Below are 24,925 nucleotides of genomic sequence, written 5' to 3' on the forward strand. Positions count from 1 at the left end.
GAGAATCGATCGAGCCTGCCCGCAGCAGAAGGAAGTGGAGACGGTGAATGTCGCAGCGCCCGGCGTAGCTCTGGCACTGTTGTGCCTGGTGATGGTCACCGCCTCAGCGGCGGTGTACCGGATCGCGAGTCTCGGTTCGACGCTGATCGTGCCCGGTGCGGCCGTTCGGGCGGTCGTACAACTGAGCCTGGTGGCATTGGTGTTGGCCGCCGCCCTCCGCCACCTGTGGTCCTCGTTCCTGGTCCTGGGTGTGATGTTCGCAGCCGCCGTGTTCACCGCTGCCCGCCGGGCACGCGCGGGACGCTCGGGGGTATGGCTGACCGCAGCCCTGGCGGCCGGGTGGGCCGCCGTGCTTCCGCTGATGCTCGGCAGCGGAGTGGTTCCGCTCGCGGGGCCCGCGGTCGTGCCTGTCGGCGGCATCGTCCTCGGCGGCGCGATGACCTCGACCTCCTTGGCGGCGCGCCGCGCACTGGATACCGTTCACGACCGTTTCGGTGAAATCGAAGCCGCGATGAGCCTGGGTTTCACCGATCGCCAGGCACGCCTGGAAATCATCCGCACCACAGCCGCGGACGCGCTCCTGCCGGGTGTCGACCAAACCCGCACGGTCGGATTGGTCACGCTGCCGGGCGCATTCGTCGGCGTCTTGATCGCCAGCGGCTCCGCGGGCCGTGCGGCAGCAGTGCAAATCCTCGTTCTGCTCGGCCTGCTTCTCGCACAAGCATGTGCGGTGGCGGTCACTGTCGAGCTGGTAGCCCACGGGCGAGTCCACCGGCGATCCCGGATACCCGCGATCGGCAATGGTCACCACACGGTGGCGAGGAGGTTGTCGAGCGTGCAGAAGCACCTGGGAAAACGGGGAGCGGCGCCGGGCAAGCCCTGAGGATCGGAAAGATGTAGGCGACGTGTTCCATTCATCGGGAGAAACGATCGCGCCGGCACGACGCCGCTCATAGCGTCCCGCCCCGGGCCGCCCTTCCACCAATGCGGGCCCTTACCAAGATAATTGAAGGAGTGCCGATGCCACCGATTGCATCTCGCCTGTCCGCCATGATCGTATCGGTCGTCGCGGCGGTTGCGATCATCACCGCCGGAGGCGGTAGCGCGGCAGCTGCGCCGCAGACCGGTGAAATGACCCTCACGTTCGTTCGCCACGGCGAATCGGCCGGCAATGCTTCCGGCCTCATCGACACCTCCATCCCGGGCCCCGCACTGACCGAACAGGGGTGGAAACAGGCCGGTGCAGTCGCTGTACGCCTGCGCGACTGCCGGTTCGACGGTGTCTACGCATCGCGGATGATCCGCACCGAGATGACGGCGAAGCCGACGTCGGAACTCTGCCATCAGCAGACGATCGTCGAGGACGGCTTCCACGAAATCGAGGCCGGCGACTACGAAGGCCGGCCCGAGAGCGAAGCCAACGCGGGCTACTTCCAGGCACCGACCCAGTGGATACAGGGCAACCTCGATGCCCGCATACCCGGTTCGATCAACGGCCACGAGTTCAAGAAGCGGATGGACGACTCCATCCAGGACATTCAGGACCGCGGCGACAAGCGTGCGGTGGTCTTCTCTCACGGTGGCGCCATCATGGTCTGGACGCTCATGTCCGTGTCGAATCCGGATCCGAGCAAGCTGCAGACCGACCCGCTCCGCAATACCGGGCAGGTGGTCGTGAAGGGCAGTCCGGCGAAGGGCTGGAAGCTCGTTTCCTGGGACGGTAGTCCCGCCGGCACCTGAGCGAACCGTCCGAAGGCCCCGGCCCCGTGCGCGTCTACTGCGGACGGGGCCGGGGCTCTGGGACCGCTACGCACCCGGAGAGCTACGAGGTGTGTCGAATGCTCACCGTGTCGCCGTCATGCGGCGGTCGAATGCCGCCTGTCGTTGCGATCGCTGCGTGTCCCGTTCCGAGGGCGATACGGTCGCGGCACCGGAGTCCCTCGTCGAGGCGAGGTCGGCGACATCGACCACGGCAACGTCGCGGAGGGCTCGGTCGAGCGGCTTGCTGCGTTCGGCCGGGAAGCTCTGCCATCGCAGGGCGATCATTCCGGAGCCGTGGCCGTCCGGGTCCAGCCAGTTGTCGATGCCCGGATCCTTCTCGGAGATGACGAAGGTGTAGGTGCCGTCGGGGTTCGGCGTCGCCTGTGAGGTGTTGAGACTGCTGGTGCGACGGCGGTATTCATATGCGGCTCCCCAGGGGTCACTCAGCTGCACACCCAGCGATCGTGCACCGAGTGGGTCGACGGTGAAGGTCAGTGCCTGATCGTCGCGCAGGCGAAACCAGCCGCCGGTGGACACACCGCGGCCTCCCGGGCGTTCCCGGACGGCACGGATGGTGTTCGGCTCCTGTGAGTAGTAGTAGGTGTTGAAGTACTTCACCCAGAACGGCGCGATCTGCGACAGGATTTCCGCGGAACGCGCGGCGAGAGTGTCGGTGTCGCGCTGTGGTGCGGCCGGTGGGCCGGAAATGCGCCTGATCTCAAGTGGCGCGGGACCTTGGCTGCTCCAGTCGTCGATCAGGTCGCGGGCCAGCGCCCGGGATGTTTTTCCGGGCGGGATCCGGATATGGTTCGGGCGGCCGTCGGCCGGCCTGGAGTCGACGGTGATCACGAAATCTCCGTCGTCGGTCGTCTGCAGGTTCTCGCTGCTAATCGACCCGACGATTCCGCCGCCCTCGGCGGTGAAGCTGGTGGTGCCGGGAATGGCGTCTCTGAATTCGAGGTGCAGTTCGAGCGGACCTCCTTTACCGAGGCGGCCTCGTATCTCGTAGGCGCTGTCACCGGAGATTGCGCTCTGCCGATAGACGTTGTCGGGATTCTCGATGCCGTACCCACTGGCCGGCATGGGTTTGTCAGCGAATCGGTGCGAGGGGGCGACCGTCCACATGAATGCGGGCCGGTCGGGATCTCCGGTCACCGCGTACTGGGCGGCGGCCGCCCCGATTGCTTTCGCGGAACTGTCGACGGTGGCGGCACCGGCAGGATGTGCGGCCTGCGGGTCGGCGCGATACAGCTGCGCCACCTGGTCGATCTGCGACCGCATCACGTCGGTCGCCAGGATCTTCCGCACCTGTTCCTCGAGTTCGAGCTGCGCCCCGGTAGCCAATACCGTGCCCTTCGATACGGCAGTCGTTGCCGAGGTCGGACCCCCGATCGACGATGGCTCGCTCGAACATGCCGTCACTATCGACAGAGCGACGGTAACTGAAACACCGCTGACGACCGCCGATTTCACCATCCGCCGGAGTTGCCGGTGAGGTCGGGAAGCTCGCCTCGGCGAGGTCTCGTGGGTTCGGTCCATTGTCTTGCCTTTCACCATCGAACAGACACCCGGCAGATTTCGCTGAACGGGTGCCCTCGTGTGCAGGACCTGCGCAGTGGAACAGTCGACGACCGGTATCGGTGAACACATCGTGTCGTCGGTGTTCCTGAGGCTTGATTGGACAGTAGACGCCCGTCTACTGTCAAGGGGTGTGCGCATCCAGATCCGCCGACAAGGCTTGGGGCAGAGACGAAGTAAGGCGAGCCGTACTCGTGGCTGCGCGAGCAAGACTCGCGGAGAAGGGGCTGTCGTTCAGCATGCGCGAGCTCGCCGCCGACGCCGGAGTCAACCTCGGGCTCATCCACAAACATCTCGGCAACAAGGAGGACGTCGTACGTGCCGTCCTGGCCCGCAACAATGCCCGATCCGCTGCCGCCATACAGGGGATCGATTCACTGCCGGAGGCCGTGCACAGGCTGTTCCTGGTGGGGGTGGCCGACCCTCAGTACGTTCGAATCGTCGCGTGGTTGATCCTGCATGATCGAGTCGATCTTCTTCCGAACTCGGACGCCGACGAGATCGCGGCAATCACCAGATTGTCCTCACCATCCGTCGACGGCCGGGTGCGGCTGATGACTGCACTGTCCGCGATTGCCGGATGGTCCCTGTTCGGCGACGGAATCCTACGTTCGGCCGAAATACCTGACGATGCCCACAAAATGTATGAAAACCATATTGCGGAACTACTTTCCGCGATAGTGCAGGACGAGCACAGGGCGAACTGAGGTTCTCAGCCGCGGCGACCGTGCCATCGATTCCGAAAGCTCCTGCCCGAGGCCGACGGCCTGCACCGTGCGGACCGCCGGTGTCGGCAGTTCGGTGCCGAACGTCGGCACCTGCATGCAGCACCCGGCGGGCCGGACAACCTGTGAGAACTCGTCTGGAGGGCGTTTACCCGCAGTGTTCGATCTTCGAGAACCACCCCTGCCACCCCGGGTCGGTAAAGCCTCCCCACTGAATACAGACCCCCTTGGCCGCGAGCCGCACCGGACCTGCGTAGTAGGCGTACATCCCCTTGTCCACGATCGCCGCCGTATGCGTTTCGGACGACAGGGACGCCGCCATCATGACCTTGGTTCCCGGATTGTTCCTCGTGGTGACCACGCAGTTGGTACTGCCGTTGTACAGCAGATGGATGCGCGCACCCGGGAGATCATGATGGTCGATCTCACGGTAGTTGCTGCCACATGCTTCCGCCGGGGTCGCAACAGCATTCGCCGGAACGGCCACCGCCATCGATCCGGCAAGGATCGCCGCCACAGCCAGGCCGAGCTTGGCCCCGTATTCGAGAAGACGCATTGGATTCAACTTTCTCATGTGTTACGACAGACCACGGAAACACCGCCATCCATGTCGCGGCGATCTTTACAGACTTCCCGCCCGAGCCGAATCAGCAATATTCCCATCGGTGGTAGCCGTACGCTCCCACGCAATCGCATCCGATATGGTCGTCCTGGACCGACACGGGGTGCCGGAAACGGCTGAGAGACAGACCCGTCGAACCTGATCTCGATAACGCGAGCGAAGGGATGCCGAGCAGGAGCGGAATGCTGATCCGATGCTGCCCCGCAGCTCTTCCCACACCAGGGAGTTGGCCAGATGCTACTGAAGAACGAGACCGTTCTCGTCACCACCCCGCTCCAAAAGGTCACCACTCCAGATGATTTCGCCGCCGCAGTACTGTTCTTCGCAAGCGACTGGTCGCGGGCGGTGACGGACCAGAACCTCGTAGTCGACGGCGGACTGGTGATGAACTGACTGCCGTCTCCCGGACACGGCATCTCGGTACCCGACCGATAGGCATCCGCCAGCGCTCGGCCGCATAGCAATTACCCCAGTCGCCGGTACAGAACCAACCGTTCATACGTCGGTGCCCTGTATGCATTCTGATAGTTGTACAGAACTCTGCACCGTGCCGACCTGATCGACAGCGCCGTCGCCCAGGCCGGGAGAAGGCCTCGACACCGGGAGCGGCGGTGTGTGTCCTATACGGCGACGCCACTCGCTGCACGGCCGCGACGACGGAACCACCGATCGCTCGACCTCGCAGCGAGACTGCTGATGTGCCGGTTCAGGCAACCTTCATCAGTCCTGATCCCTTACGTCGACGCGATGGCATCCGCGGTGAAATCGTCGAGGCCGTTGAGCCGGGTGTTGTGTACCGCTCGAATCAGCCAGCACCCCTCGCGTTTTACCAGAACTGCGGTGATAATACCGCGCCTGTCCTCGCCGACGGTGGAACCGGGTAGGACGTGATCGGGCCAGGACCATTCAGTGTGCACCAGCATCACATCGGGGCCCAGGGGCTGGATATCGAGTATCGACTGGCTGTAGTTGTGTTTCTGCGTCAGAACCGACTCCGGCACATCCTCGTGACCGACGACGTTGGCCGCTCGCGATCGCCACCAGATTCCTCGATGTGTGATGAAATCACAGTCCTCGGTGAACAGTTCACCCCATTCGCTCATGTCATGCCGGACCCAGAGTTCGGTATAGCGGTCGAGCAGTCTTCGGATCTCATGTTGGTCGGCGTCCATGTCGAGAATTCTCAAATCTAAACAGTAGTTGAGGTCAAGTTCTCGCCGCCGCCGTTTGGGACTGCCTGAGTTCGGTCGACTCGCCGGGATTCGCCGGCACAGGGCTCAGCGAGATTGCGAACGCCCCGTAGGTCGCGGTTCGAGGTCGCTCTTTCGATCCAACCGATCAGCCATCTAAGCGAGGAGGATTAGTCCCGAGCGGGTACCTCGCATTGTCAAAGGGTGGGAACCGAGTACGCCGGAAAGAGGCCGCGGCGAGCTGGAAGAACTGGTCAGGTGGGTCCACGGGGACCGACCGCCGCAACAGCGATCTAGGATTCAGCCATGGCGCGGAACGGCGCGGTCACGCGCGAACGGTTGATCGATGCCGCAGAGAAGGTGTTCGCGGCGCAGGGTATCGAGCAGGCCAACCTGCGCGACGTCAACCGCGCCGCGGGCCAATCCAATAATTCGGCACTGCACTATCACTTCGGTTCCAGAGAAGCTCTCCTCAAGGAGGTTCTCAAGCGCCACCGTGCGGAGACAGACGCCCAGAGGCGGGAACTCGTCGCGGGACTGTCCGGCACAGTGCCCTCGATCGCGGACCTGCTGGTGGTATCGATCTGGCCTCTGGCCTTTCAACTCGAAAGCAGCAGCGGGCGAAGCTTTCTGCGCATCGCGCTCCACATACGGCACCGAAGCGAGGTGCGCACGCACCACATCTTCAACCCGGACAGTAGTGACGATCTTCGGTGGGCGTACGCGCAGCTGCAGTCACGGCTTCGGCACCTTCCGGAGTCACTGCGCGACGAACGATTGGGCGTGTGGATCGACATGGCGGTTGCCGCGCTTGCCGGTCGTGCCGAGTGCATCGACCATGGGGTCGAATTGGCGCTCGACAACAACGCATTCATGAACAACCTGATCGACATGGGCGTCGCGGCGCTCACCGCGCCGAGCAGCCTCGTCGCGTCGGACTGAACTTCGAACCGCCTCCCGGTGACCGGGATCGCCAGCAGCGACTCGGGTGATTGCCGGCTCTCGACGACGAAGGCCCCCCGACCACGGTGTATGCACCTCGGGTGGGGCAGGCTGCTTGCCAGTCAGCATCTGCGGCCGAGCGTGAGACAGCCATGCTCTTGACAACACATCCCTTCTCGCCTCATAACTAATCCACCCAGCTTATATATGGGTGCCGAGTGAGAGGGAGCTACGTATGGCCATCGAAGTACTGCCGGTCACCAACACGATCGGTGCGGAGGTTCGTGGCGTCGACCTCCGCACATGTAGCGATGAAGAGTTCGAGACCGTGCGCCGCGCTCTGCACATGCATCAGGTGATATTCCTGCGCGGAGCAGCGTTGAGCCCGGATGACCATCTCGCGGTGGCGCGGCGATTCGGAACGCCGAGCATCTTCCCGATCTCGCGACTGCGGGGCGCCACCGAGCCGAGCCTTCAGGTCATCTCCGACGGCCCCGACTCGCCACCGACCGCGGAAATGTGGCACACCGACCTCACCTGGATCGCGACGCCGCCGCGCTACGCGCTGCTGTGCGGCGAGGTCATCCCGGCAGCAGGCGGGGACACACTGTGGGCGTCGATGACCGCGGCATACGAGGCGCTCTCGCCCACCATGCAGGAGATACTCGCGGGGCTCGAGGTCGAGCACACCACAGACAGCTTCGTCGACTCGATTCTCGGTCGGGGCGGTCACAGTAGTGAAGCGCAGGATCTGGCCGACCAGCTGAAGATGGCCTACCCCCGAGTCGTTGTCCACCCGCTGGTACGCACACACCCGGAAAATGGGCGGCGAATCCTGTTCATCGGCGGTCCTTCGAGAGATCGAATCAAGGGGCTACGCCGGGTCGAAAGCGATGCGCTGCTCGGCTTCCTGGCACATCACGTGGCCGACGAGCGGTTCCAATGCCGGTGGCGTTGGTCGGCCGGGGATCTTGCCATCTGGGATGAGCGATCGACGATGCACCGCGCTGCTGCCGACCACTTCCCGCAGCACCGGACGGTCCGGCGAATCGAGATCGACGGGGATCGGCCGTATTTCGACCCGGATGCTCACCCGACCGCAGCAGTTCCCGAGCCAGACCGTTCGCGACTGTCCGCGTAGCGGCCGCCGACGTCACACCGAAGTTCGACATCCATGTCCCGACCGCCGGCACCGAAGGAAGCTCGATGGCGCTCAATTTGACCCGGACCGATGGCCCTGTCTCCAAGTCCCGCATCGTTATCGTGCTGGCGTCGATCATCTTGCTGTCCGAGATCGCGACGTTCGAGATGATCATGGTGCTCCCGGACCTGCCGCACCTCGCCCGGCACTTCCGCACGCTCGACATCGCGTGGGCCTTCTCGATCGTCACACTGGTCGGCGCCTCCGTCCAGCCGCTGGTCGGTAAGGCCGCCGATCAGTGGGGAAAGAAACGCACCATTGTCGTCCTGGCCGTGTTGTGCGCGATAGGCAGCGTGATCTGTGCGCTCGCCCCGAACTTCACCCTGCTGCTGGTCGGCCGCGCGCTACAGGGGGCGATGGTCGGCATTGTCGGAATATCCTACGGCCTGGTTCGTGACGTCGTCCCGCGCGACGCCGTGCCGATCGCGCTCGGCGCGGTGGTGACCGGTATCGGTATGGCCGCGGTGGCGGGGCCGTTCATCGCCGGTGCCCTCATCGATACCTTCGGGCCGCAGTCGGTCTTCTGGTTCATGGCGATCTACATGGCGCTGCTCATCCCGGTCTATGTCGCGATTGTGCCCGAGAGCGACGTCCGGTCGAACAGGCCGGTCGACTACTTCGGCGTCGTGCTCCTCGGCCCGGGCATCGGCGTTGTGCTGCTCGCCGTCTCCAAGGGCAACACGTGGGGATGGACCGCGGGGAGCACCCTCGCCCTGGCCGGGCTCGGTGTTGCGATGCTCGCGGTGTTCCTGGTGTGGGAGAAGATCACCACTCATCCGGTCATCGACCTGAACATCCTCTTCGGCCGCCGGTTCGGGCCGACCGTACTCGCTGTCGCATGCGTGTCCTACATGATGAATGCCGACGCGATCATCCGGCCGACTCTGCTCGAGACCCCTCACCTGCCCGGGATCTCTTACGGTGCAGGGCTATCCGCCACCCAGTTTGCGATCTGGACGTTCCCGCTCGGCCTCGTCGGCATGTTCACCGGGCCGCTCGGTGGGTACCTGGCCAAGAAGGTCGGTGCACGTCTGGTGCTCATCACCTCGGCAGTACTCTTCCTTGCGGTGATGTTCGCCGGCAGCTTCCTGCCGACCGTGCAGTGGCAGATCGGGCTGCTCAGCTTCGCCGCCGGCTTTGCGATCGGGTTCCTGCATTCGTCCAACGGCAACCTCATCCAGGACGCGCTGCCTGCCACGCAGGGCGGAATCGGTAACACCATCGCCGGCATGCTCACCCTGCTCGCCGGCGCCACAGCGTCGACGCTCACCGGAATCGTCATGTCCCACAACGTCCTCGCCGTCAGCCCGCAGACGCACGCGGCGCTGTACAAGGACACAGCCCTCACCCACGGCTACTGGGTTGCCATGGGGGTCGGCGCTCTCGGTCTGGCTATCGCGCTGATCATGCGGCACGGCCGGCGGCCCGCCCAGGGGGGCCTCGTCGAAACCGACGAGGCCACCGCTCACGGACGCAGCGCAGTCGACGCCGAGCAGTCAACCTCCCGAAACGTCGCCGCCCCCGGCTCTGCGAAATAGCAACGAAAGGATCCACCGACCATGCCGATACCATCCACAGCAGTCGAAACCTCCTCCGTTATCGCATCATTGGATCAATCCTGGGCTTCTCTGGTCGGCCACCTCGCCGCTGCCGCGGAAGTATTGCGGTCCGATCCCGTCGCCGAGAACCCGGCGCTACGCGCCTCCGGATACCGATACCTGCTCAATCTGATCAATGCCGCACTCGAGCAGGAAGTGTTCAGTGCCGACGCCGAATACCCCGAGGTCGGCCATCTTCAGGACAGCACCAAGCGGTACGGCACCGAATCACCGGACTGCCTGTTCGGACACTTCGCGGTCGACCCGAAAGGCACCTACCGCCTCACCGGCGTCGGTGGCCGGGCACGCTACCTCGGTGTCACGGTCTACTCGACGATGCGGGTGTACGAACCACTGCTCGACAATCCCGACGCGGACTTCACGACGATCTTCGCCACGGCCACCGGATCGACCCTCGGTGCCATCTCGAACCCCGGCGGGCTGGCACTGGACGAGGACGGCAACTTCGAGGTGATCATCAGTGCCACACCGCAGGAGGGCAACTGGCTGCCGCTGGACCCGCAGGGCGCCCGGATCATGACCCGCCAATACTTCTACGATTGGACCGCCGAGTCCCCGTACCACTTCTCGGTCGAACGGCTCGACCAGGCCGGACCGGGTCCGAAGGCAGATCCGGAATCGGTGCAGCACGAACTCACCGGAGTCGGACGCTTCGTCGACGGCTTCGCTCACTTCTGGGCTCAGATGTACGCGGCAAAGAACCGTGAACAGCACAACCGACTCGTCACCCAGCCGGCGCTGCAGGCCGGCTACGCCGGCGACGGCGGCCACATCGCTTACGGTGGCGGCGTCCTGGAACTCGGCCCGGACGAGGCGGCGATCATCACGGTGAAGCCACCCGTCGCACACTTCTGGAACATCCACCTCGGCGACTACTGGGGACAATCGCTCGACTACACCTTCCGCCAGACCTCATTGAACGGTCACATGGCCCACATCGAAGACGACGGCACGTTCACCGCCGTGGTCGCTCATCGTGACCCCGGGGTGGCCAACTGGCTCGACACCGCCGACAACACGATCCTGCGCGTGTGCTACCGCTGGTGGTTGTGCCCGAGCCCCGAGGTTCCCACCCCCGCGATGCAAATCGTCTCGTTCGACGACCTCGACGACGTGCTCCCGGCGAGCGTCGCTCGGATCAGCACCGAGAGCCGACGGCTAGCTCTCGACAACAGGCGCCGGGCGGTGTTCAAGCGGTATCAACGTTGACATCCCAGCCCCGGGCACAACAGTAAACCCACGGTCCTGCTTGCCCGAGTCCGCCCATTCAGAAACAACACATCAGAAACTGCGCCACCACCTGCTCGCCGCTGCGCCGCACCGGGCCTCGGACAGACGGCGGGCGTCTCCATCGCGGCGTTTCCCCGTCTGATGGTTCATCACGAGGAATAGGAGCGGACCACGCGGAGGGCGCTCGGGCAGCGGACGTTCGAGGCTGCACACCGCGAAGGCGAGGCGCTCGATCTCGAGGCCGCCATCGCCTACGGCCTCGGTACGGAGCCTGCCGCCACCCCGCCCACCAAGGTGCCGGCGGCGGAGCCGACCACACGGGAGCGGCAGGTGGCCGACCTCGGTGCCGAGGGGCTGACCAACCGGGCCATCTCCGCCCGTCTGGTCATCTCCGTACGCAACGCAGAAGGCCATGTCGAACACATCCGGGCCGAGCTCGGTTCACCTCGCGGGCCCAGATCGCTTCCTGGGTCACCGAACGCCGACAACCCCGAACTCGAGGCAACTCAGCAGTCGTACCCGAACTTCACGCGGGACCCCGGCCGTGTCGGCCGGATGCTCGTTTCAGGCTTCGAACAGGGCTGCGGCGCGCTCACCGAGCATCACCGCGGTGGCGTTGGGGCCCCGACGAGGCACGGTAGGAAGTACCGAGGTATCCGCAACGCGCAGACCGTCGACGCCGCGGACTCGAAGGAATTGGTCGACGACCGCACCGGGGTCACTCTCGGGGCCCATACAAGCACTGCCCGAGAGGTGAAAATTCGAGTTGAGCGTTGCGCGGATCCAGTTGTCGAGTGCGGTGTCGTCGCGAATGTTCGCCGCGACCGGTGCCGTGATCTCCTCGACCCATGGCTTCAGCGGGCCGCTACCGAGGAGTTCGACACACGTCCGAATTCCCGTGCGCAAGCGAGCCAGATCGTAGTCGGTGCTCAGATAATTGAACCGCAGTTCCGGATGTATATGCGGGTCGCCGGACAGCAGGCGCATCTCACCACGATTCTCGGGATTCTGCAGGCCGACCATAATATTCAAGTCACCCTGCCGGACGACCTGAGTGGCCAGCCTTTTCAGGGATACGCCCCGCAAGGCCGACAGCGTTTTCCTCGGACGACGAATGGTATCCGTCGCACCTTTGAGGATCGCCGCCTTCCCTCCTCCCGCCATCATGACACCGAGCGGGGCGACGAACAGCAGCAGTTCGACATCGCCGGCCGGGTCGTTGCCCGAATCCAGGTTCAGCGCGGCCTGAGGCACCAGCATTTCCGGGTCGAACGGCACGTCCCGGCCCGCTGTGAATCCCACATAGACGTCCGGATGGTCCGACCAATCCTGCCCGACCCCGGGTGCGTTCACCACCACGTCTATTCCAGCCTGGCGTAGTTGCTCAGCGGGGCCGATTCCCGACAGCATCAGCAGATGCGGAGACTTCACCGAGCCCGCCGACAAGACGATCTCGTTGCCACGAACAGTCTCACGCCCCCGGCCGAAATCTACCTCGACACCAACCGCTCGTCCCCTTTCGAGCACGACACGTAGCACGGTGGCATTTCCCTGCACCGTCAAATTCTTGCGGCCCAGGTGCGGAATCAGATGGGAGATAGCAGCATTCACCCTGATGCCGTCGACAAAGTTCCCGGGCACGAGCCCTGCGCCCGGGGCTCGGTCGCCGTTCTTGTCCGCTTCCTCCGGGAAACCCGCCGACACGCATGCGTCGAGAAAAGCATCGGACAACGGACTCCGCAATTTACCTTTCGCACGCTGCACCGGAATCGGGCCGTCCACTCCATGCCCGCTACCGGTGAAATCCAGATCATGCTCAGCTTTACGATAAAAGGGCAGACATGCGTCATACGACCACAGGTCGTTACCGGCTGCGACCCACTCATCGAAATCAGCCCGCCGCGCGCGCACATAGTTGGCGCCATTCATCGCACCCGACCCGCCGAATATCTTTCCCCGCGGCACAGTGTAGGGCAGATCGGGAGTAAGAAATCCCTTGAACGGCCAGTTGCCGGGATGTCCCGGCAACATCGCCGACAACGACGACACGCGCAGGATCTCCTCGGGGAATTCGCCGGTGGAGCCGAAGACCGGACCCGCCTCCAACAGCAACACTCTACGGTTCGAGTCTTCGGACAAACGCGATGCGAGCACACAGCCCGACGAACCGGCACCCACCACGATGACATCGAAATCGTCCACTTCCGGATCCTAATATCTCGACTCGAGAGCGATCCGATGTTCCCCGCGGCGCAAGCACGGCAGAGAACAGGCCGAGAAGAAGGGGAATTGCCCGGAACTACCTCGGCGGCAACCGGATTGGTGTGGCCCCGGTGAGTACCGAAACCACACCGCGGCACACACAGCCGGCCTGCGACGGACGGTATGTCAGCGTGCGCCGGCGGGCACCGTCACGGGCTCGTTGCCGGTCGCGAGCCAGCGGAATCTGGTGCCGAGCACCGTGTCGATACTGAACTTCCCGGCGCCGACGACGGCCAGGAGCAGTGCGCCCGCGCCCAGTGCCAGGACGAATTCGTAACCACCGTCCGAGCTCCAGATCCCCTTACCGATGTGCGCAATGAAGAAGGCACCGAGCATGTCCAGGAACAGCAGGGCACCGAAGATCGGCGTCAGGATTCCCACGAGCAGCGCAATACCGCCGATGATCTCGACCCAGGTGGCCAGGAAGGCGGACAGGGCCGGCACCGGAGCACCCATGCCTTCGAATGCCGCCTTGGTCGCGGAGTACCCCTGGGTATTGGCCTTCTGTAGACCGTGCGCCAGGAAGATGACGCCGAATCCGATGCGGGCGAGCAGAATACCGATGCTGCGCACGTGGGGGATGTTCATTGGTTACCTTTCACCTACCAGGAACCACCTGCACTGCAGGGGTAAATGACTTCATCCATTAAGTCGAAGCTAACTGATGTGACTTCACGGTGCAAGTCACATCGAGGTGCGAGTGACTTCAACCATGAAGCTACAATGACGCCTATGGCAACCGAATCGGAGCCCCGCTGGCTGGACGACGAGGAACAGGACACGTGGCTGTCCCTGATCGGCGTGTTGATGAAGCTGCCCGCGGCGCTCGATGCTCAGCTGCAGCGCGATGCGGGCGTCACTCACTTCGAGTACATGACGATGGCAACGCTGTCCCAGGCGCCCGAGCGGACCCTACGGATGAGCGCCCTCGCCGCGTCTACCGAATCGTCACTGTCCCGGTTGTCCCAGGTGGTCTCACGATTGGAAAAGCGGAACTGGGTCCGCCGGGCCCCGGACCCGTCCGATGGCCGCTACACACTGGCAACCCTCACCGACGACGGCTGGGAGAAGGTCCGCGAGACCGCGCCCGGACACGTACAGGCCGTCCGTGACTATGTGTTCACCCCGTTGACCAAGGCACAAATTCGTCAGCTGACCGGTATCGACAACCGGATTCTGAAGGCCATCAGATCGGATCAGGCGCGCCCTGAGCACTGAACGCCCGACAGCCACTCCCCCACCGCCGAAGCACTACTTTCCATTGGAATCCTCCTGGCACCAACACTTTTCGATGCTTTACTGTTTCACCTCGGCACGACCGGGTATCCGGTGTGCACGCGGCATCGCCGAGAGAGCAGGTGGGAATTCGATGATCACCCGATCCGTTCGTCTCTGGATCTGCGCGCTGGCCGCCCTCGGTGCGACATTCGGCTCGAGCGCATGTGCGACCACGACCGAGCCGGCCGAGCCCGGCGCACCGCAGCCCGCCGACACCGGCGCCGATCCGACGATTTCCCCCAGAGCGGCGCAGGACCTGTGCGAGACGTTGCAGAGCCATGTCCCAGGCTGGCACGGCAAGGATGATGTCTTGGTCAAGACCCAGTTCAACGGGGTTGTGCACGAATGGGCGGCACGGAACAACGGGATCAATATCGCGATCGTCCGGCATCGCGACGTCCTCGACACCACGACATCGGCTACCTGCCCGCAGGTGCGCGCCGACATGCTGCAAGCCACGGGCACAACGGATCTGGCGTCAGCACTGGTGGGATTCTGACGAACTACGCCACAACCACTTCCATGCCGAGGGTCGAGCACCGCCACATTGTTGACCAATCAGTCCACATCTGGTGTTATGGACTAATCAGTCAACAACAGGAAGTGGGAGGCTGCCATGAAGGTCCTGGAAGGCAAAGTCGCGGTCGTGACCGGAGGTAACTCGGGTATCGGACTGGCGATCGTGCGGGCTTACCTCGACGAGGGTGCCCGGGTGTTCGTCGCCGGACGTCGTCAGGCGCAGCTCGACGAGGTCGAGGCCGAACTCGGTCCCGGGGTCACCGGAGTTCGCTGTGACGTGGGCAGGCTCGAGGACCTCGACGCACTCTATGCGACGGTCGCCGAGCAGGCGGGCCGGATCGATGTCCTGGTCGCCAACGCCGGGATCGGGATCGTGGCGCCATTGGGCGAGATCACCGAGGAACAGTTCGACGCCATCTTCACCACCAACGTCAAGGGCTCGCTGTTCACCGTGCAGAAGGCGCTGCCGCTGCTCTCACCAGGAGCGGCGATCATCCTCACCGGATCAACGGCAGCCTCGCGGCCCGAGCCGTACCTGCCCGTGTACGGGGCGAGCAAGGCCGCGCTCCGCAACCTGGTTCGCGGGTTCGCCCACGCCGCCGGGGAACGCCGGTACCGGATCAACATGCTCTCCCCCGGCGGCACCCGCACGCAGGGCCTGGTCGACCTGATCTCAGCCGAGACGGCCGCCACCGCCGGGGAGTCGGTTCCACTCGGCCGGCTGGCCGAACCCGACGAGATCGCCGCAGCGGCCGTCTTCCTCGCCTCGGACGCGTCCAGCTATGTCAACGGCTCCGAGCTCGCCGTGGATGGCGGCGCCGCCCAGATCTGAGCCGCGCAAGCGCACCCCGCGATCATCATCGGCCAGAATTCACCGCAACCGTTCCGAAGGCCCGTTGAACTCGTATTCCGCTTGTTCGACGGCGCGGCGAATCTCGGCTTCTGCGATCTCAGCACGACTGCTGATGGTCACGGCGTCGGAGGGGATATCGATGCTGATCGACTCGACACCTTCTATTCGAGCAATCCCGTGCGAAACCGTCTCCTCGCAATGCGTACACGCCATTCCGAGAACCGAGTAGGTTCGTGTGATCATGATGGGCTCGATACCCTCGTGGACTTCTATTCCGTAAGGGGACGGGCATCGCGGAGGGTCCGCGTCAGGCTGTTGGCACGGCACAGACGCCCGTCACCGGCGAAGTGAGCGAACTCGTGCACTTCGATCGAGAATTCCTTTGTTTCGTCGCATCGAGTCTCGGTGATGTGCATGAGATATCTGGCAGCCACCCGGTCCTCGTGGGCGAACGCTTCCAGGATTTCCAGGCGCAGACATGGCCTGCGGCGACGGACCACCTGCACGTGTGCGAGGAGCTTGTCACGGTCCATGACGTAACCGTCGGCCACTGTGATCATGTCGAGAGTGTGGAACCTGTCGACCAGCGTGCTGAGATCTTCTTCGCCCTCGACGATTGCTTGGTGGAAGCCTTCGACGAAATCTGTGATGCGTTGGCGGGCATCGGACTCGGTCGGCATAATGATCGCGACTCCTTGTTCCCAGTGACATATCGGGGTTCTGTCGGTACGCCCACTTTGCTCGATGCCGGCATCAGTGTCGATAACCTGCAAGGTCATGGAGCCCGTGATCGGGCCCGCCCACGGTAAGAACACCGATGCACGACAACGGGTTCAGAAGGAGCTATGCCACCAGGCTCACTATGCCTGCTCGTAACGGATGTCGTACCGCGCGGCGATCGGATTGATCTTCGCCGGGTCCAGCACTCCGTCGGTCAGGACCGATGCACCGGCCTCGAACAGGTCCTGCAGATAGCATTCCCACCCACCGGGCGAGGAGATCTGCAGCATCCGCGGCGGCGGATCGGAGACGCACCGCAAGGCGTGCGGAATCCCGTGTGGCAGTAACACGAACATGCCCGCCGTCGCGGTGAACGTCCGGTCGTCGAAATCCACACCGAGCTCGCCGTCCAGCACATAGATGCACTCGTCGGCGACATGATGGGTGTGGCGCGGAATATCTCGCGCCAGAGCCACTTCCAGCAAGGAGAACCGCCCTTCGGTGTCGTCTGTCGCGGCCTTCACCGCGAATGACGGCGGTAGCGGAACACGACCGGGCCGAACTTCTCCCGAAGCCAAACAGAGAAAACGATCATGGGACATCGCGTGCTAACCTTTCGGTAAAGAAACCGGAACCGGAGTCCTAATCCGTTTCAAGCATAACCCGAAAGGAACGACGCGTGTCAACAGAACCACGCAAGGCCCGCGCCGATGCCGCCCGCAACCGGGAGCGAATCCTGGAGGCGGCTCGGAGCTTGTTCGCCGAACGTGGATCTCAGGTGCAGCTTCCCGAGGTGGCGCGTACGGCAGGCGTCGGCGTCGGCACCGTCTACCGCCACTTCCCCGCACTACGCGATCTCATCGAAGCTGCTGCCGAGCAACGTTTCCAGGAGATCGAGGCCTTCGCCCGCACCGAATGCCTCGAAAACGCCGAGCCCGGCCAGGGACTGGTTCGCTACCTCCACCATGTCGGCGAGGTGCTCACCGCGGACCGCGGACTGTCGGCAGCGATCGAGTACACCCGGCAATCGCCGGGCAGTGAGCCACGGGGTACCTCACGAGCCCAGCTCGAATCGGTCGTAGCAGAAATCATCGCGCGCGACCGAGCCACAGGCACTCTTCGCCACGACTGCGGTACGGCCGACGTCCATCTCCTCGTCGGCGCCATCTCGGCGACTATCCGAACTCGGAGTGGTGACTGGCGGCGCCTGGTCGAGCTCGCCCTCGACGGTCTCCGGTCACGGGCTACTCCTGGACAGGGCGCGCGCATCCACCGATGACTGTGTGCTGGTCACCATTTCGCAGTGGCACAGCGAGCGCCCGAGCCATGACCTGAGAGGTCATCGACAGTGACCACGGGCCGGGCGATGGTGGTCCCGGTGAGACCGTCACCTCTGTCCGAGCCAGGAGTTATCGCCATGTTTTCGATCGAGATCGCCCACCCTGCAACGAGACCCGCGGTGCCGACGAGGTATATCGCGTTCCACGAGCCGGCCGGTCGGCGCTCGGACAGCACCGACGCGGTGCTGTCGTGAAGGTCGGGTCCGTCCCGGACGTCGCCCGCCCGGTCGCACTGCTGTCCAGCGGCCTGCTCGCGGGTGCGTTCGGCTATGGCGCGGTCAACGTGGTGTATGCCTTTCACGCCGTCTCGCCGGAAGTCCGATTCACCTTCCACACCGCCCTGATGTCGGTCAACGGATTCGTGATGCAGGCGATGATGGCACTGACCATCCTGAGCTGCGTGGTCCTCGCATTCACCACGCGAGCGGGTGAGCGCCGCCTCGCGTGGGCCGCGACCGTGCTCGCTGTCGCCACCCTCCTGATCACCCGGTTCGGCAATGTGCCGATCAACCAGGAGATCAAGATATGGGCGGTGTCCGGGCCGCCGGCCGGATACGCCGACAACCTGTCGCGCTGGGAGAACTTCCACTTCGCACGGGTCGCCTGTGCGGTGGCGGTCTTCGTATTGGTCGTGGCGGCGGCGCTGTTCGCGAGGAGGAGGTGCGACGACAGTGACTGAATCACCCACTTCCCCGCCCGACGGCGCAGTCACGCGGGTCGCTTCACGCCGGGAGCGGCACCGGGGACGGCCGTGGGTGGTCCGGATACCGGTAGCCGCGCTGGGCATCGTGATCGGAGCGGCTGCGATCCCGTTGCTCCTGATCCCCGAGCTGGGACTTCCGCTGCTGCTGTTGGCACTGCGTATTCTCGCGCTCGAGTTCACCTGGGCCGTCCATGCCCAAGGCTGGATCGAGGCGAGGGTGACGGCGATCCGCAGATGGTTCGCCCGCTGCTCCCGAACCACCAAGTTCACGATGGTCGCTGTCACTGTGATCGGCGCGATCCTGATCGCACTGCCGTTGATTCGATAATCGGGCCAAACGAGGCACGAAAGCAATCGCCAAACCCCCAGCCACGAGGTCGAGTTGACTCGGATACGAACCGATCTGGAAGTTGATTTCCGGACCGACGGTCCACCGATACTCGGCGGCTCGGCCGATCCCGCATTCCGCGGAGACCGTACTCGCTGGAATCCCGAGCAACTGTTCGTTGCCTCCCTCGCTCAGTGCCACATGCTCTGGTACCTGAGCCTGGCAGCGAGCCAGGAAATCACCGTAACCGCCTACCGAGACAACCCCACCGGCACAATGGTCGAAGAATCCGACGGCAGCGGACGATTCATTGATATACACCTCCACCCGCATGTCACCATCACCTCCAACAGCGATCCCACCCTCGCACGCACACTGCATCACCGCGTAGCCGACTACTGCTTCATCGCCCGATCCGTCGCTGTCCCCGTGCACCACGAACCTCACATCGTGCAGCCCGCGTACGAGTAGTAGTGGCACATACCGCTATCGATCACGCAGGAGGACAAGAATGTTCGACCCACCATCGATGGGGGACTGTGGATTCAAGGGTACTTCCGGCCTGATTCGCTGACCGGAAGGTCAGCGGGAAGATGCCATGATGACGAGTGCCTGTGGCTCGGTCGCGCGCGATGATTTCTGCTACGACCGATATTCACGAGGGGGTGATTCACCAGGCTGAGACGCGGTTGAGTTGATCTGTGCGACGGGTCTGTGTCACCGCGTCTGGGTCATGGCGGGCGGTGTGATCCCGGCCGGTGCTCCGAGCAGGCGCAGGCGGGCCGGCCGGTGAGATCGTCGAGCGGCCCGGATAAGAACGGCAACAGCGGCCGGCCTGGCGAGCTCTGCTTCCAAGGCTGTTGTGGGCCTTGGCCACCGAACGCTGCATCATCCGTTCGACGGTGCATCGGCCACGTCGATGCCCTCGCGGTTGACTTGGAGCCATACTTTCCGGGCACCGTAGACGCCAGCTGTCGGCGCGAAACGTCTCGAAAATGGCACTGGACGTGGGCCACACAGTACACCCGCCTGCCTGTCAGCTGCTCCTCAGTGGTGTAGCCGCAGTTGGACCGTCGGTATGCCTGGAGCCGTTTCGTCGATCTCGGCGCCGAAGGTGTTCTCGATCGCGGGCTTCAATGCGTTCCAGGCACGGCGGTGCCGCGTGATGTAGGAATGCAATGAGGCCGCAGACTCCTCGGAACTCATCACTCGCGCGGAAGTCGGTACCGCCGCGCGCAGACCGGTCCACACGCGCCCCGCCGGGTGCGACTGCAGATTACGGAACCACTGCGCTCGGGTCCCGAACCCCGAAACCACCACATAAGTATCCGGCTCGGGATGGTCGATCACTTCCAGGACAACGTATCGGCGCGCGCCGGACTTACGGCCGATGTGCTCGAGCATCAGCATGCGTGTTCCGAACAGGAACCCGAGTCGCGCCCGGTACAAATGAATGGGCGCGCGCATGAGCCGCCGATTGTGCAAGGCTTTGGTGGCTCCGGTGACGAGTGCATCGCCCACTGCGGCAGGCATTGTGGCCATTTTCGGCATGATCAACCTTTCACGACATTGGTTATTACGCTGAGGCTTTCACTATTTCGACTCAGCCGTCGGGATCGGGTGCCCGCGTGGCCAGACCGTGCCGGTAGATCGACAGCACCTCCGTACTCCACCGCTGCATACCGTTGGTCGACAACAGTTCGAATCCGAGCACCTCGTTGAGGCGTGGCCGCAACATCAGCACTGCAAGGTCGTTGACCAGCAAAAACGCGGCTCGAACCGCAGGATCCGATCCGCTCTCGGCCCAACCGGCCGCAGCCATGCCATCCAGCGCATCGCGGCTGATCGCATGGAGACGAGCGAAAAGCGCTGCCCCAGAAGCACTTCCCGACACCAGCATCCGCCCGAGGTAAGCAGGCACAGGCGAGTCGGCCGGAAGCTGTTCGATCACCAACTCCGCCAGACTTCCAGCTCGTCCGTTGTCGAACGCGTTTACCCCCGGATCGGTGACCTGGTCCAGCAGGGATTCGAACACCGTGACTACATACTCGTCCACGACGGCACGTAACCCGTCCTTGGACTGGTAGTGGCGCATCACCAGAGAGGGTGACACCGCAGCCGCGGCGGCGATATCCCGGACCGTCACCACATCCGGCCCATAGTCGGCGAACAGGAGCAACGCTTCGTCGCGAATCCTCGCTCGCGCTGTACGGTCTTCATCGAGTGAACGCATGTTTACTATAGTAAACACATGTTCACCACTTGTCGCGTCGACGGCCCCTCGCCGACCATGACGCCGTCATTCGGATGAACCGCAAAGTATCCGCGACAATCACACACGACCTACCGGTCTCCCGGCAGACGGGGAACGCGCGCCAGAGAAGCTTCAGGCCGCGATTGTGGACGGTCAGTTGCCACCGCTTCCGGTGGACACCGCACCGCGCGCCGCTCGTGTGTATGCGGATAGCGTGTAGCCGGGCCCGCCCGAGCGACGGCGAGCCGACGACGTTCGGAGAGACGTGGAGACCGTTTGCTGTCACTGGCACTGGTCGTCATCGCGGGCGTAGAGCTGTTCTGCGTGGGGCTACTGTGGGTACGCAAAGCGCGCGCGGCGCGCGCAGTGATACTCGGTCTGGTCGGCATCGGAACCGCTTACGATTCAGCGGTTTTCGGGCTCGGCGCGCTGATCGGCGAGGCCCCTCTCCTACATGGTCTGAGTGTCGGGCGCTTCGTGGGACACGCCCTGCTGACTCCACTGCTGGTGTTGTGGGCCGCGGACCGGACCGAAGCGAGTCCCCGGTGGCGGCGCGTCGCCGCGCTGGTCACCGTGCTTTTGATCGGGTGGGGTCTGCTCAGCGAGCTGGCGCATTTGCAGCTGGTCCCACGCTGGTTCGCCGACACCCTGCGTTACGCGGGCGAGAGCTCGACTGTTCCGCTCGCCGCCATCGCAGTCAGCGCGGTGCTGGTGGTGGCCGGTGTCGCTCTGTGGCGCGAGGAAGGGATTCGATTTCCGTTGGTCGGCGTCGCCGCGCTGATCGTGGCCTCCGGCGCGGGGGTGGTCTGCCCGCCGCTGGGCAATGCCGGCGAGGCGGTCATGCTGGTCGCACTGACCGGCGCAGAACTCGCCGCACCGGGTCTCTCCTCGAACGGTCGGCGCGACCGTCATCAAGCTCGGGTGACGCCAGCTCACTGGTGACGACGGCTTACGTCGGCAGCTCCACGGCCTGCCCAGGATTCGCGGGAGTAAGCCTGGCGCGACTACTACGCGCATTCGGCTGTCACGCCGACTGCGGCCGACCCGATGCTGATCGAGGTCGAACTCACGCACCATCCCCGCGGCCGGCCGAAGCATCGTCGACAGAGCCTCACGGGAGTTGGCTGTCGCCGGTAGCCGTGAGGACGTCGATGTGTATCCGTCCGATGATCGAGTCGAAGTTCCAACTGGAGTCGATGCGCATCTCGTCAGCGTGAGGTAGAGGCTGCCAGCCGTGGTACCACCGGGCCATCTGATCAGGAGGGATCGTGGCAGCCTGCGGGCGGCCCGCGTGGCGAGCGAGTGTCTCCGCGAAGGTGAGGTCGAACCCGTAATGCAGTGCGGAATCGGCGGTTTCGGCGAGAGAATGCAGCATCGGCGCGTAGCGATCGGCATCAAGGATGCCTTCCACGATCGTCACCATCCCGCGGGCCAGGCATAATCTCGCGATATGTCCGATCAGCTCGATATTCCATCCACCGGGTAGATCGGGCTCGCGGACAATCTGCCGTCGCACCACATCCTGTCCGACGACCGCGCATCGTCCGTGTTCGAAGCGGCGTTGCAGCCCGGCAGCGATCGTTGACTTGCCGGATGCTGAATTGCCGCGAATCACAACCAGCGTGGCCATCAGGTGGTAGCGGGTTGCAGGAAGCTGTCGAGTTTGCGGATGAATCTCGGCAGGTGCGGGTCGGTGTCGGGAAGCCCGCACGGGTCGAGGCCCCACCACCGTCCCCCGTCGAACTCGGTGGGATCGAGGTCGAAATCCCTCAGGCGGCACCCGCGAGCAACGTACCAAAGCGACGTGTCGACATGCCCGCCGCTCGGACCGACAGTCGGCGTAACGGTCAAGAGAAACGGCCGCTCCCCCACCACGTCGAAGAACACCTCGACACCGAGTTCCTCAACGGCCTCCCGACGCGCCGCGGCCAACGGGTGTTCACCGATTTCCACATGACCGCCCATCGGAAGGTGCAGACCAGATTTACGGTGCCGACCGAGATAGACGCCACGCTCGCCGGGATCGACCAGGACCACATACGCAACCAAGTGAGGTGACGGTATCGCCGGCGGAATCCGGCGATAGATGTCATCGGTGCGAGCAAGCCACGACAAGGTCTGCTCGATATGTTCCTGTTCGAGGTCGTCGACCGGCGTGATAGCACCGACGAGATCAGCGACAACGGCGGTGGCGGACTCCATGGTGTCGGAGCCTATCGGCGCCCTCCGACATTCGCGGCGCTTCCTCACGTGAATTCCCTCGGTGAGACCGGGACTTCTTCTGTGAAGGATGGAGTCGTGTCGTCGAGGAAGAAGTACCCGGTCGAGCTGCGTGAGCGGGCCATGCGGATGTTCACCGAGATCGGTGATCAGCACGAGTCGGAGTGGGTCCGCCACAACGCTGACCGTCAGATATATCGCGGACGCCAGGGTCGCCTCGACAGCGGGGCCTGCAATGGGGTTTCGAGTCGATCTGCGCCGTGCTGGCCGAGCTGGGCGTGAAGATCGCCTCATCGACCTACTACGAACACCGCAACCGAACCCCGACCACGACGCAGAAGCAGAAGCAGGACGAGGAAATCGCACGGAACGTGGGCGAATGACGCCTGTATCAGGGCGTCCAGGTCCACGAACAGCAACCAACAACCACCGGCAACCACGAAACCGCAGGTAGATGCCATTCACGAGACAGACGCGGCAGGTCATAAGTAGCATCAGAGGATGCGGTCGATACGCCAACAGACCGCGTCATTCCCTGGTTCGGTCCGTTCGGCACCGCATGAGCGAACGACGAACCGCAGTTCAACAGAGTTTTCGATACGGCGATAAGATCGACTTCACTGATGATTGCCAGTTGACGCAGACCTACAGAACGTCGACACGACGTCGCGGAACCACCCGCCGGTTCAGTATCCGCGTGCGATCCATTCGGCCAGGTGTGGCGCCTCGGTTCCGATGGTGGCGGCGCCGCCGTGGCCGGTGTGGCCCCTGGTGTGCTCGGGAAGTGTGAACAGTCGATCGCGGATGGATCCGATGATGGTGGGGAAGTCGGAGAACGACCGCCCGGTGGATCCGGGGCCCCCGGCGAACAGGGTGTCTCCGGAGAACAACGCATCCGCTCCCGGCAAGCACAGACATACAGAGCCGGGTGAATGCCCGGCGCGTGGACAATATGAATCTCGGTGCCCGCGAAGGCGACTCGCTGGGCATCGACGAGATGCCAGTAACGCTGCCCCGGATGGGTGAGTTGCCACAGTCGGTCGTCACCAGGGTGCACCAGCACCGGGGCGTGCAAGCCCTCCCCCAGTTGCGGGGCGAAGGTGACGTGGTCGTTGTGGCCGTGCATGCAGACGACTGCGGTGACGTGGCGATTGCCCACGGATTCCACGATCGGTTTCGGGTCGTGCGCCGCGTCCACTACGACCGCTTCGTCGCCGATCACCCACACATTGTTGTCGACATCCCGAGTGTCGCCGTCGAGTTCGAAGACGCCGGAGGTGACGACCCGATCGATGCGCAGCGCGCCGCTCACAGCACCACCACCGACCGCAGCACCTCACCGCTGTCCATGGTGTGGAACGCCTGCTCCACCTGATCGATCGTGATGCGCTCGGTGACGAATCCGTCCAGCGGCAGCCGACCCTGCTGGTACAGGTCGATCAGCGCCGGGAAATCACGTTCGGGAAGGCAGTCGCCGTACCACGACGACTTCAACGCGCCACCCCGAGAGAAGAAGTCCACCAGCGGCATCTCCAGGCGCATATCCGAAGTCGGAACACCGACCAGGACGACGGTTCCGG

At 64.0% G+C, this 24,925-nt stretch carries 28 protein-coding genes, 5 pseudogenes and 1 riboswitch; of the genes and pseudogenes, 18 read left to right on the forward strand and 15 right to left on the reverse strand.

Annotated elements, in window-relative coordinates; all coding sequences use genetic code 11:
• Positions 1-34: 34 nt before the first annotated feature.
• The gene (locus tag NV2_RS26115; RefSeq protein ID WP_373863616.1) at positions 35-883 is read left to right on the forward strand and encodes an ABC transporter permease; all 849 of its coding nucleotides are present in this window, start codon (positions 35-37) and stop codon (positions 881-883) included.
• A 137-nt stretch (positions 884-1,020) separates the two neighbouring features.
• Positions 1,021-1,740: a histidine phosphatase family protein gene (locus tag NV2_RS26120; RefSeq protein WP_067879957.1), complete on the forward strand. Its 720-nt coding sequence runs from the start codon at positions 1,021-1,023 to the stop codon at positions 1,738-1,740.
• A gap of 102 nt (positions 1,741-1,842) precedes the next feature.
• On the opposite strand, the gene NV2_RS26125 is transcribed toward NV2_RS26120, so the two are convergent.
• Positions 1,843-3,105: a DUF1214 domain-containing protein gene (locus NV2_RS26125; protein ID WP_067879959.1), complete on the reverse strand. Its 1,263-nt coding sequence runs from the start codon at positions 3,103-3,105 to the stop codon at positions 1,843-1,845.
• Positions 3,106-3,533: 428 nt separating this feature from the next.
• On the opposite strand from NV2_RS26125, the gene NV2_RS26130 reads away from it, so the two are divergent.
• Positions 3,534-4,046, forward strand: coding sequence for a TetR/AcrR family transcriptional regulator (locus tag NV2_RS26130; RefSeq protein ID WP_067879961.1), 513 nt, complete (start codon positions 3,534-3,536; stop codon positions 4,044-4,046).
• Positions 4,047-4,212: 166 nt separating this feature from the next.
• Here the strand turns inward: NV2_RS26130 and NV2_RS26135 are convergent, their stop codons facing one another.
• The gene (locus NV2_RS26135) at positions 4,213-4,620 is read right to left on the reverse strand and encodes a hypothetical protein (protein ID WP_067879964.1); all 408 of its coding nucleotides are present in this window, start codon (positions 4,618-4,620) and stop codon (positions 4,213-4,215) included.
• Positions 4,621-4,775: 155 nt separating this feature from the next.
• A riboswitch (TPP riboswitch) is annotated at positions 4,776-4,868 on the forward strand.
• Between the two features lie 82 nt (positions 4,869-4,950).
• On the opposite strand from NV2_RS26135, the pseudogene NV2_RS31125 reads away from it, so the two are divergent.
• Positions 4,951-5,079: pseudogene (locus NV2_RS31125) on the forward strand (SDR family oxidoreductase); the annotation flags it as partial.
• 341 nt (positions 5,080-5,420) lie between these two features.
• Here the strand turns inward: NV2_RS31125 and NV2_RS26140 are convergent.
• Complete coding sequence (locus NV2_RS26140) at positions 5,421-5,873, reverse strand: SgcJ/EcaC family oxidoreductase (protein WP_245662788.1); 453 nt, start codon at positions 5,871-5,873, stop codon at positions 5,421-5,423.
• A 309-nt stretch (positions 5,874-6,182) separates the two neighbouring features.
• Between NV2_RS26140 and NV2_RS26145 the strand changes: the two genes are divergently transcribed.
• The 5 genes and pseudogenes from NV2_RS26145 to NV2_RS33010 form a co-directional block, all read left to right on the forward strand.
• A complete protein-coding gene (locus tag NV2_RS26145) occupies positions 6,183-6,818 on the forward strand; it encodes a TetR/AcrR family transcriptional regulator (protein ID WP_067879970.1) in 636 nt (211 codons plus the stop codon).
• A gap of 235 nt (positions 6,819-7,053) precedes the next feature.
• Positions 7,054-7,959 carry a TauD/TfdA dioxygenase family protein gene (locus NV2_RS26150; RefSeq protein ID WP_067879973.1) on the forward strand — a complete coding sequence of 302 codons (906 nt, stop codon included), beginning with the start codon at positions 7,054-7,056 and terminating at the stop codon, positions 7,957-7,959.
• A gap of 65 nt (positions 7,960-8,024) precedes the next feature.
• On the forward strand, positions 8,025-9,557 hold the full coding sequence (locus NV2_RS26155) for an MFS transporter (RefSeq protein WP_084475480.1): 1,533 nt from the start codon (positions 8,025-8,027) through the stop codon (positions 9,555-9,557).
• A 21-nt stretch (positions 9,558-9,578) separates the two neighbouring features.
• A complete protein-coding gene (locus NV2_RS26160) occupies positions 9,579-10,847 on the forward strand; it encodes a DUF1214 domain-containing protein (RefSeq protein WP_084475482.1) in 1,269 nt (422 codons plus the stop codon).
• A 351-nt stretch (positions 10,848-11,198) separates the two neighbouring features.
• Positions 11,199-11,246, forward strand: a pseudogene (locus tag NV2_RS33010) (hypothetical protein); the annotation flags it as partial.
• A 186-nt stretch (positions 11,247-11,432) separates the two neighbouring features.
• Here NV2_RS33010 and NV2_RS26170 read toward each other — a convergent pair.
• Both NV2_RS26170 and NV2_RS26175 read right to left on the reverse strand, forming a co-directional pair.
• Positions 11,433-13,070: a GMC family oxidoreductase gene (locus NV2_RS26170; RefSeq protein WP_067879979.1), complete on the reverse strand. Its 1,638-nt coding sequence runs from the start codon at positions 13,068-13,070 to the stop codon at positions 11,433-11,435.
• 186 nt (positions 13,071-13,256) lie between these two features.
• A complete protein-coding gene (locus NV2_RS26175; RefSeq protein ID WP_067879982.1) occupies positions 13,257-13,718 on the reverse strand; it encodes a DoxX family protein in 462 nt (153 codons plus the stop codon).
• A 144-nt stretch (positions 13,719-13,862) separates the two neighbouring features.
• Here NV2_RS26175 and NV2_RS26180 point away from each other — a divergent pair, with 144 nt between their 5' ends.
• The 3 genes from NV2_RS26180 (at position 13,863) to NV2_RS26190 (ending at position 15,759) form a co-directional block, all read left to right on the forward strand.
• Positions 13,863-14,348 (forward strand): MarR family winged helix-turn-helix transcriptional regulator, encoded by a 486-nt coding sequence (locus NV2_RS26180; protein ID WP_067879984.1) that lies wholly within the window; start codon positions 13,863-13,865, stop codon positions 14,346-14,348.
• A 151-nt stretch (positions 14,349-14,499) separates the two neighbouring features.
• Entirely contained in the window at positions 14,500-14,907 is a 408-nt protein-coding gene (locus NV2_RS26185; protein WP_067879987.1) for a hypothetical protein, read from the forward strand.
• Between the two features lie 117 nt (positions 14,908-15,024).
• Complete coding sequence (locus NV2_RS26190) at positions 15,025-15,759, forward strand: SDR family NAD(P)-dependent oxidoreductase (RefSeq protein WP_067879990.1); 735 nt, start codon at positions 15,025-15,027, stop codon at positions 15,757-15,759.
• A gap of 39 nt (positions 15,760-15,798) precedes the next feature.
• On the opposite strand, the gene NV2_RS26195 is transcribed toward NV2_RS26190, so the two are convergent.
• The 3 genes from NV2_RS26195 to NV2_RS26205 form a co-directional block, all read right to left on the reverse strand.
• The gene (locus NV2_RS26195) at positions 15,799-16,023 is read right to left on the reverse strand and encodes a heavy-metal-associated domain-containing protein (protein WP_067879993.1); all 225 of its coding nucleotides are present in this window, start codon (positions 16,021-16,023) and stop codon (positions 15,799-15,801) included.
• Between the two features lie 26 nt (positions 16,024-16,049).
• Entirely contained in the window at positions 16,050-16,559 is a 510-nt protein-coding gene (locus NV2_RS26200) for a hypothetical protein (RefSeq protein WP_067879996.1), read from the reverse strand.
• 81 nt (positions 16,560-16,640) lie between these two features.
• The gene (locus tag NV2_RS26205; protein WP_210749829.1) at positions 16,641-17,024 is read right to left on the reverse strand and encodes a cupin domain-containing protein; all 384 of its coding nucleotides are present in this window, start codon (positions 17,022-17,024) and stop codon (positions 16,641-16,643) included.
• A 155-nt stretch (positions 17,025-17,179) separates the two neighbouring features.
• Here NV2_RS26205 and NV2_RS26210 point away from each other — a divergent pair, with 155 nt between their 5' ends.
• The 4 genes from NV2_RS26210 (at position 17,180) to NV2_RS26225 (ending at position 19,342) form a co-directional block, all read left to right on the forward strand.
• Positions 17,180-17,779: a TetR/AcrR family transcriptional regulator gene (locus tag NV2_RS26210; protein ID WP_067880002.1), complete on the forward strand. Its 600-nt coding sequence runs from the start codon at positions 17,180-17,182 to the stop codon at positions 17,777-17,779.
• Positions 17,780-18,030: 251 nt separating this feature from the next.
• Positions 18,031-18,519: an anthrone oxygenase family protein gene (locus tag NV2_RS26215; protein ID WP_067880005.1), complete on the forward strand. Its 489-nt coding sequence runs from the start codon at positions 18,031-18,033 to the stop codon at positions 18,517-18,519.
• Positions 18,512-18,871 carry a hypothetical protein gene (locus NV2_RS26220; RefSeq protein WP_157103102.1) on the forward strand — a complete coding sequence of 120 codons (360 nt, stop codon included), beginning with the start codon at positions 18,512-18,514 and terminating at the stop codon, positions 18,869-18,871. Before NV2_RS26215 ends, NV2_RS26220 begins: the two co-directional genes overlap by 8 nt.
• A gap of 54 nt (positions 18,872-18,925) precedes the next feature.
• Complete coding sequence (locus NV2_RS26225) at positions 18,926-19,342, forward strand: OsmC family protein (protein WP_157103103.1); 417 nt, start codon at positions 18,926-18,928, stop codon at positions 19,340-19,342.
• Positions 19,343-19,756: 414 nt separating this feature from the next.
• Here NV2_RS26225 and NV2_RS31575 read toward each other — a convergent pair.
• From NV2_RS31575 to NV2_RS26235, 3 genes and pseudogenes are all read right to left on the reverse strand, one after another.
• Positions 19,757-19,846, reverse strand: a pseudogene (locus NV2_RS31575) (IS3 family transposase); the annotation flags it as partial.
• A 72-nt stretch (positions 19,847-19,918) separates the two neighbouring features.
• A complete protein-coding gene (locus tag NV2_RS26230) occupies positions 19,919-20,338 on the reverse strand; it encodes a nitroreductase family deazaflavin-dependent oxidoreductase (RefSeq protein WP_157103106.1) in 420 nt (139 codons plus the stop codon).
• A 136-nt stretch (positions 20,339-20,474) separates the two neighbouring features.
• A complete protein-coding gene (locus NV2_RS26235) occupies positions 20,475-21,104 on the reverse strand; it encodes a TetR/AcrR family transcriptional regulator (protein WP_067880013.1) in 630 nt (209 codons plus the stop codon).
• A gap of 297 nt (positions 21,105-21,401) precedes the next feature.
• Here NV2_RS26235 and NV2_RS26240 point away from each other — a divergent pair, with 297 nt between their 5' ends.
• On the forward strand, positions 21,402-22,067 hold the full coding sequence (locus NV2_RS26240; protein ID WP_067880015.1) for a hypothetical protein: 666 nt from the start codon (positions 21,402-21,404) through the stop codon (positions 22,065-22,067).
• A 169-nt stretch (positions 22,068-22,236) separates the two neighbouring features.
• On the opposite strand, the gene NV2_RS26245 is transcribed toward NV2_RS26240, so the two are convergent.
• The gene (locus NV2_RS26245) at positions 22,237-22,755 is read right to left on the reverse strand and encodes an AAA family ATPase (protein ID WP_067880018.1); all 519 of its coding nucleotides are present in this window, start codon (positions 22,753-22,755) and stop codon (positions 22,237-22,239) included.
• Positions 22,755-23,501: an NUDIX domain-containing protein gene (locus NV2_RS31580; RefSeq protein WP_168436207.1), complete on the reverse strand. Its 747-nt coding sequence runs from the start codon at positions 23,499-23,501 to the stop codon at positions 22,755-22,757. The genes NV2_RS26245 and NV2_RS31580 overlap by 1 nt, the downstream gene beginning before the upstream one ends.
• 104 nt (positions 23,502-23,605) lie before the next feature.
• On the opposite strand from NV2_RS31580, the gene NV2_RS32760 reads away from it, so the two are divergent.
• Positions 23,606-23,728 carry a hypothetical protein gene (locus tag NV2_RS32760; protein ID WP_281198562.1) on the forward strand — a complete coding sequence of 41 codons (123 nt, stop codon included), beginning with the start codon at positions 23,606-23,608 and terminating at the stop codon, positions 23,726-23,728.
• 303 nt (positions 23,729-24,031) lie between these two features.
• Here NV2_RS32760 and NV2_RS26255 read toward each other — a convergent pair.
• A pseudogene (locus tag NV2_RS26255) lies at positions 24,032-24,657 on the reverse strand (MBL fold metallo-hydrolase).
• Positions 24,654-24,925: pseudogene (locus NV2_RS26260) on the reverse strand (S-(hydroxymethyl)mycothiol dehydrogenase); the annotation flags it as partial. The pseudogenes NV2_RS26260 and NV2_RS26255, both read right to left, overlap by 4 nt.

Origin of the sequence: Nocardia vermiculata NBRC 100427 (assembly GCF_001613265.1) — a bacterium.
Lineage (GTDB): Bacteria > Actinomycetota > Actinomycetes > Mycobacteriales > Mycobacteriaceae > Nocardia > Nocardia vermiculata.

Bases quoted from the DNA above. Each gene is read 5' to 3' on its own strand.
- NV2_RS26185 (WP_067879987.1), top strand. From the start codon at position 14,500: ATGATCACCCGATCCGTTCGTCTCTGGATCTGCGCGCTGGCCGCCCTC.
- NV2_RS26190 (WP_067879990.1), top strand. From the start codon at position 15,025: ATGAAGGTCCTGGAAGGCAAAGTCGCGGTCGTGACCGGAGGTAACTCG.
- NV2_RS26200 (WP_067879996.1), bottom strand. From the start codon at position 16,559: ATGACCTTGCAGGTTATCGACACTGATGCCGGCATCGAGCAAAGTGGG.
- NV2_RS26120 (WP_067879957.1), top strand. From the start codon at position 1,021: ATGCCACCGATTGCATCTCGCCTGTCCGCCATGATCGTATCGGTCGTC.
- NV2_RS26245 (WP_067880018.1), bottom strand. From the start codon at position 22,755: ATGGCCACGCTGGTTGTGATTCGCGGCAATTCAGCATCCGGCAAGTCA.
- NV2_RS26235 (WP_067880013.1), bottom strand. From the start codon at position 21,104: ATGCGTTCACTCGATGAAGACCGTACAGCGCGAGCGAGGATTCGCGAC.
- NV2_RS26180 (WP_067879984.1), top strand. From the start codon at position 13,863: ATGGCAACCGAATCGGAGCCCCGCTGGCTGGACGACGAGGAACAGGAC.
- NV2_RS26195 (WP_067879993.1), bottom strand. From the start codon at position 16,023: ATGATCACACGAACCTACTCGGTTCTCGGAATGGCGTGTACGCATTGC.
- NV2_RS26175 (WP_067879982.1), bottom strand. From the start codon at position 13,718: ATGAACATCCCCCACGTGCGCAGCATCGGTATTCTGCTCGCCCGCATC.
- NV2_RS26160 (WP_084475482.1), top strand. From the start codon at position 9,579: ATGCCGATACCATCCACAGCAGTCGAAACCTCCTCCGTTATCGCATCA.
- NV2_RS26135 (WP_067879964.1), bottom strand. From the start codon at position 4,620: ATGCGTCTTCTCGAATACGGGGCCAAGCTCGGCCTGGCTGTGGCGGCG.
- NV2_RS26230 (WP_157103106.1), bottom strand. From the start codon at position 20,338: ATGCGCGCGCCCATTCATTTGTACCGGGCGCGACTCGGGTTCCTGTTC.
- NV2_RS26150 (WP_067879973.1), top strand. From the start codon at position 7,054: ATGGCCATCGAAGTACTGCCGGTCACCAACACGATCGGTGCGGAGGTT.
- NV2_RS26155 (WP_084475480.1), top strand. From the start codon at position 8,025: ATGGCGCTCAATTTGACCCGGACCGATGGCCCTGTCTCCAAGTCCCGC.
- NV2_RS26145 (WP_067879970.1), top strand. From the start codon at position 6,183: ATGGCGCGGAACGGCGCGGTCACGCGCGAACGGTTGATCGATGCCGCA.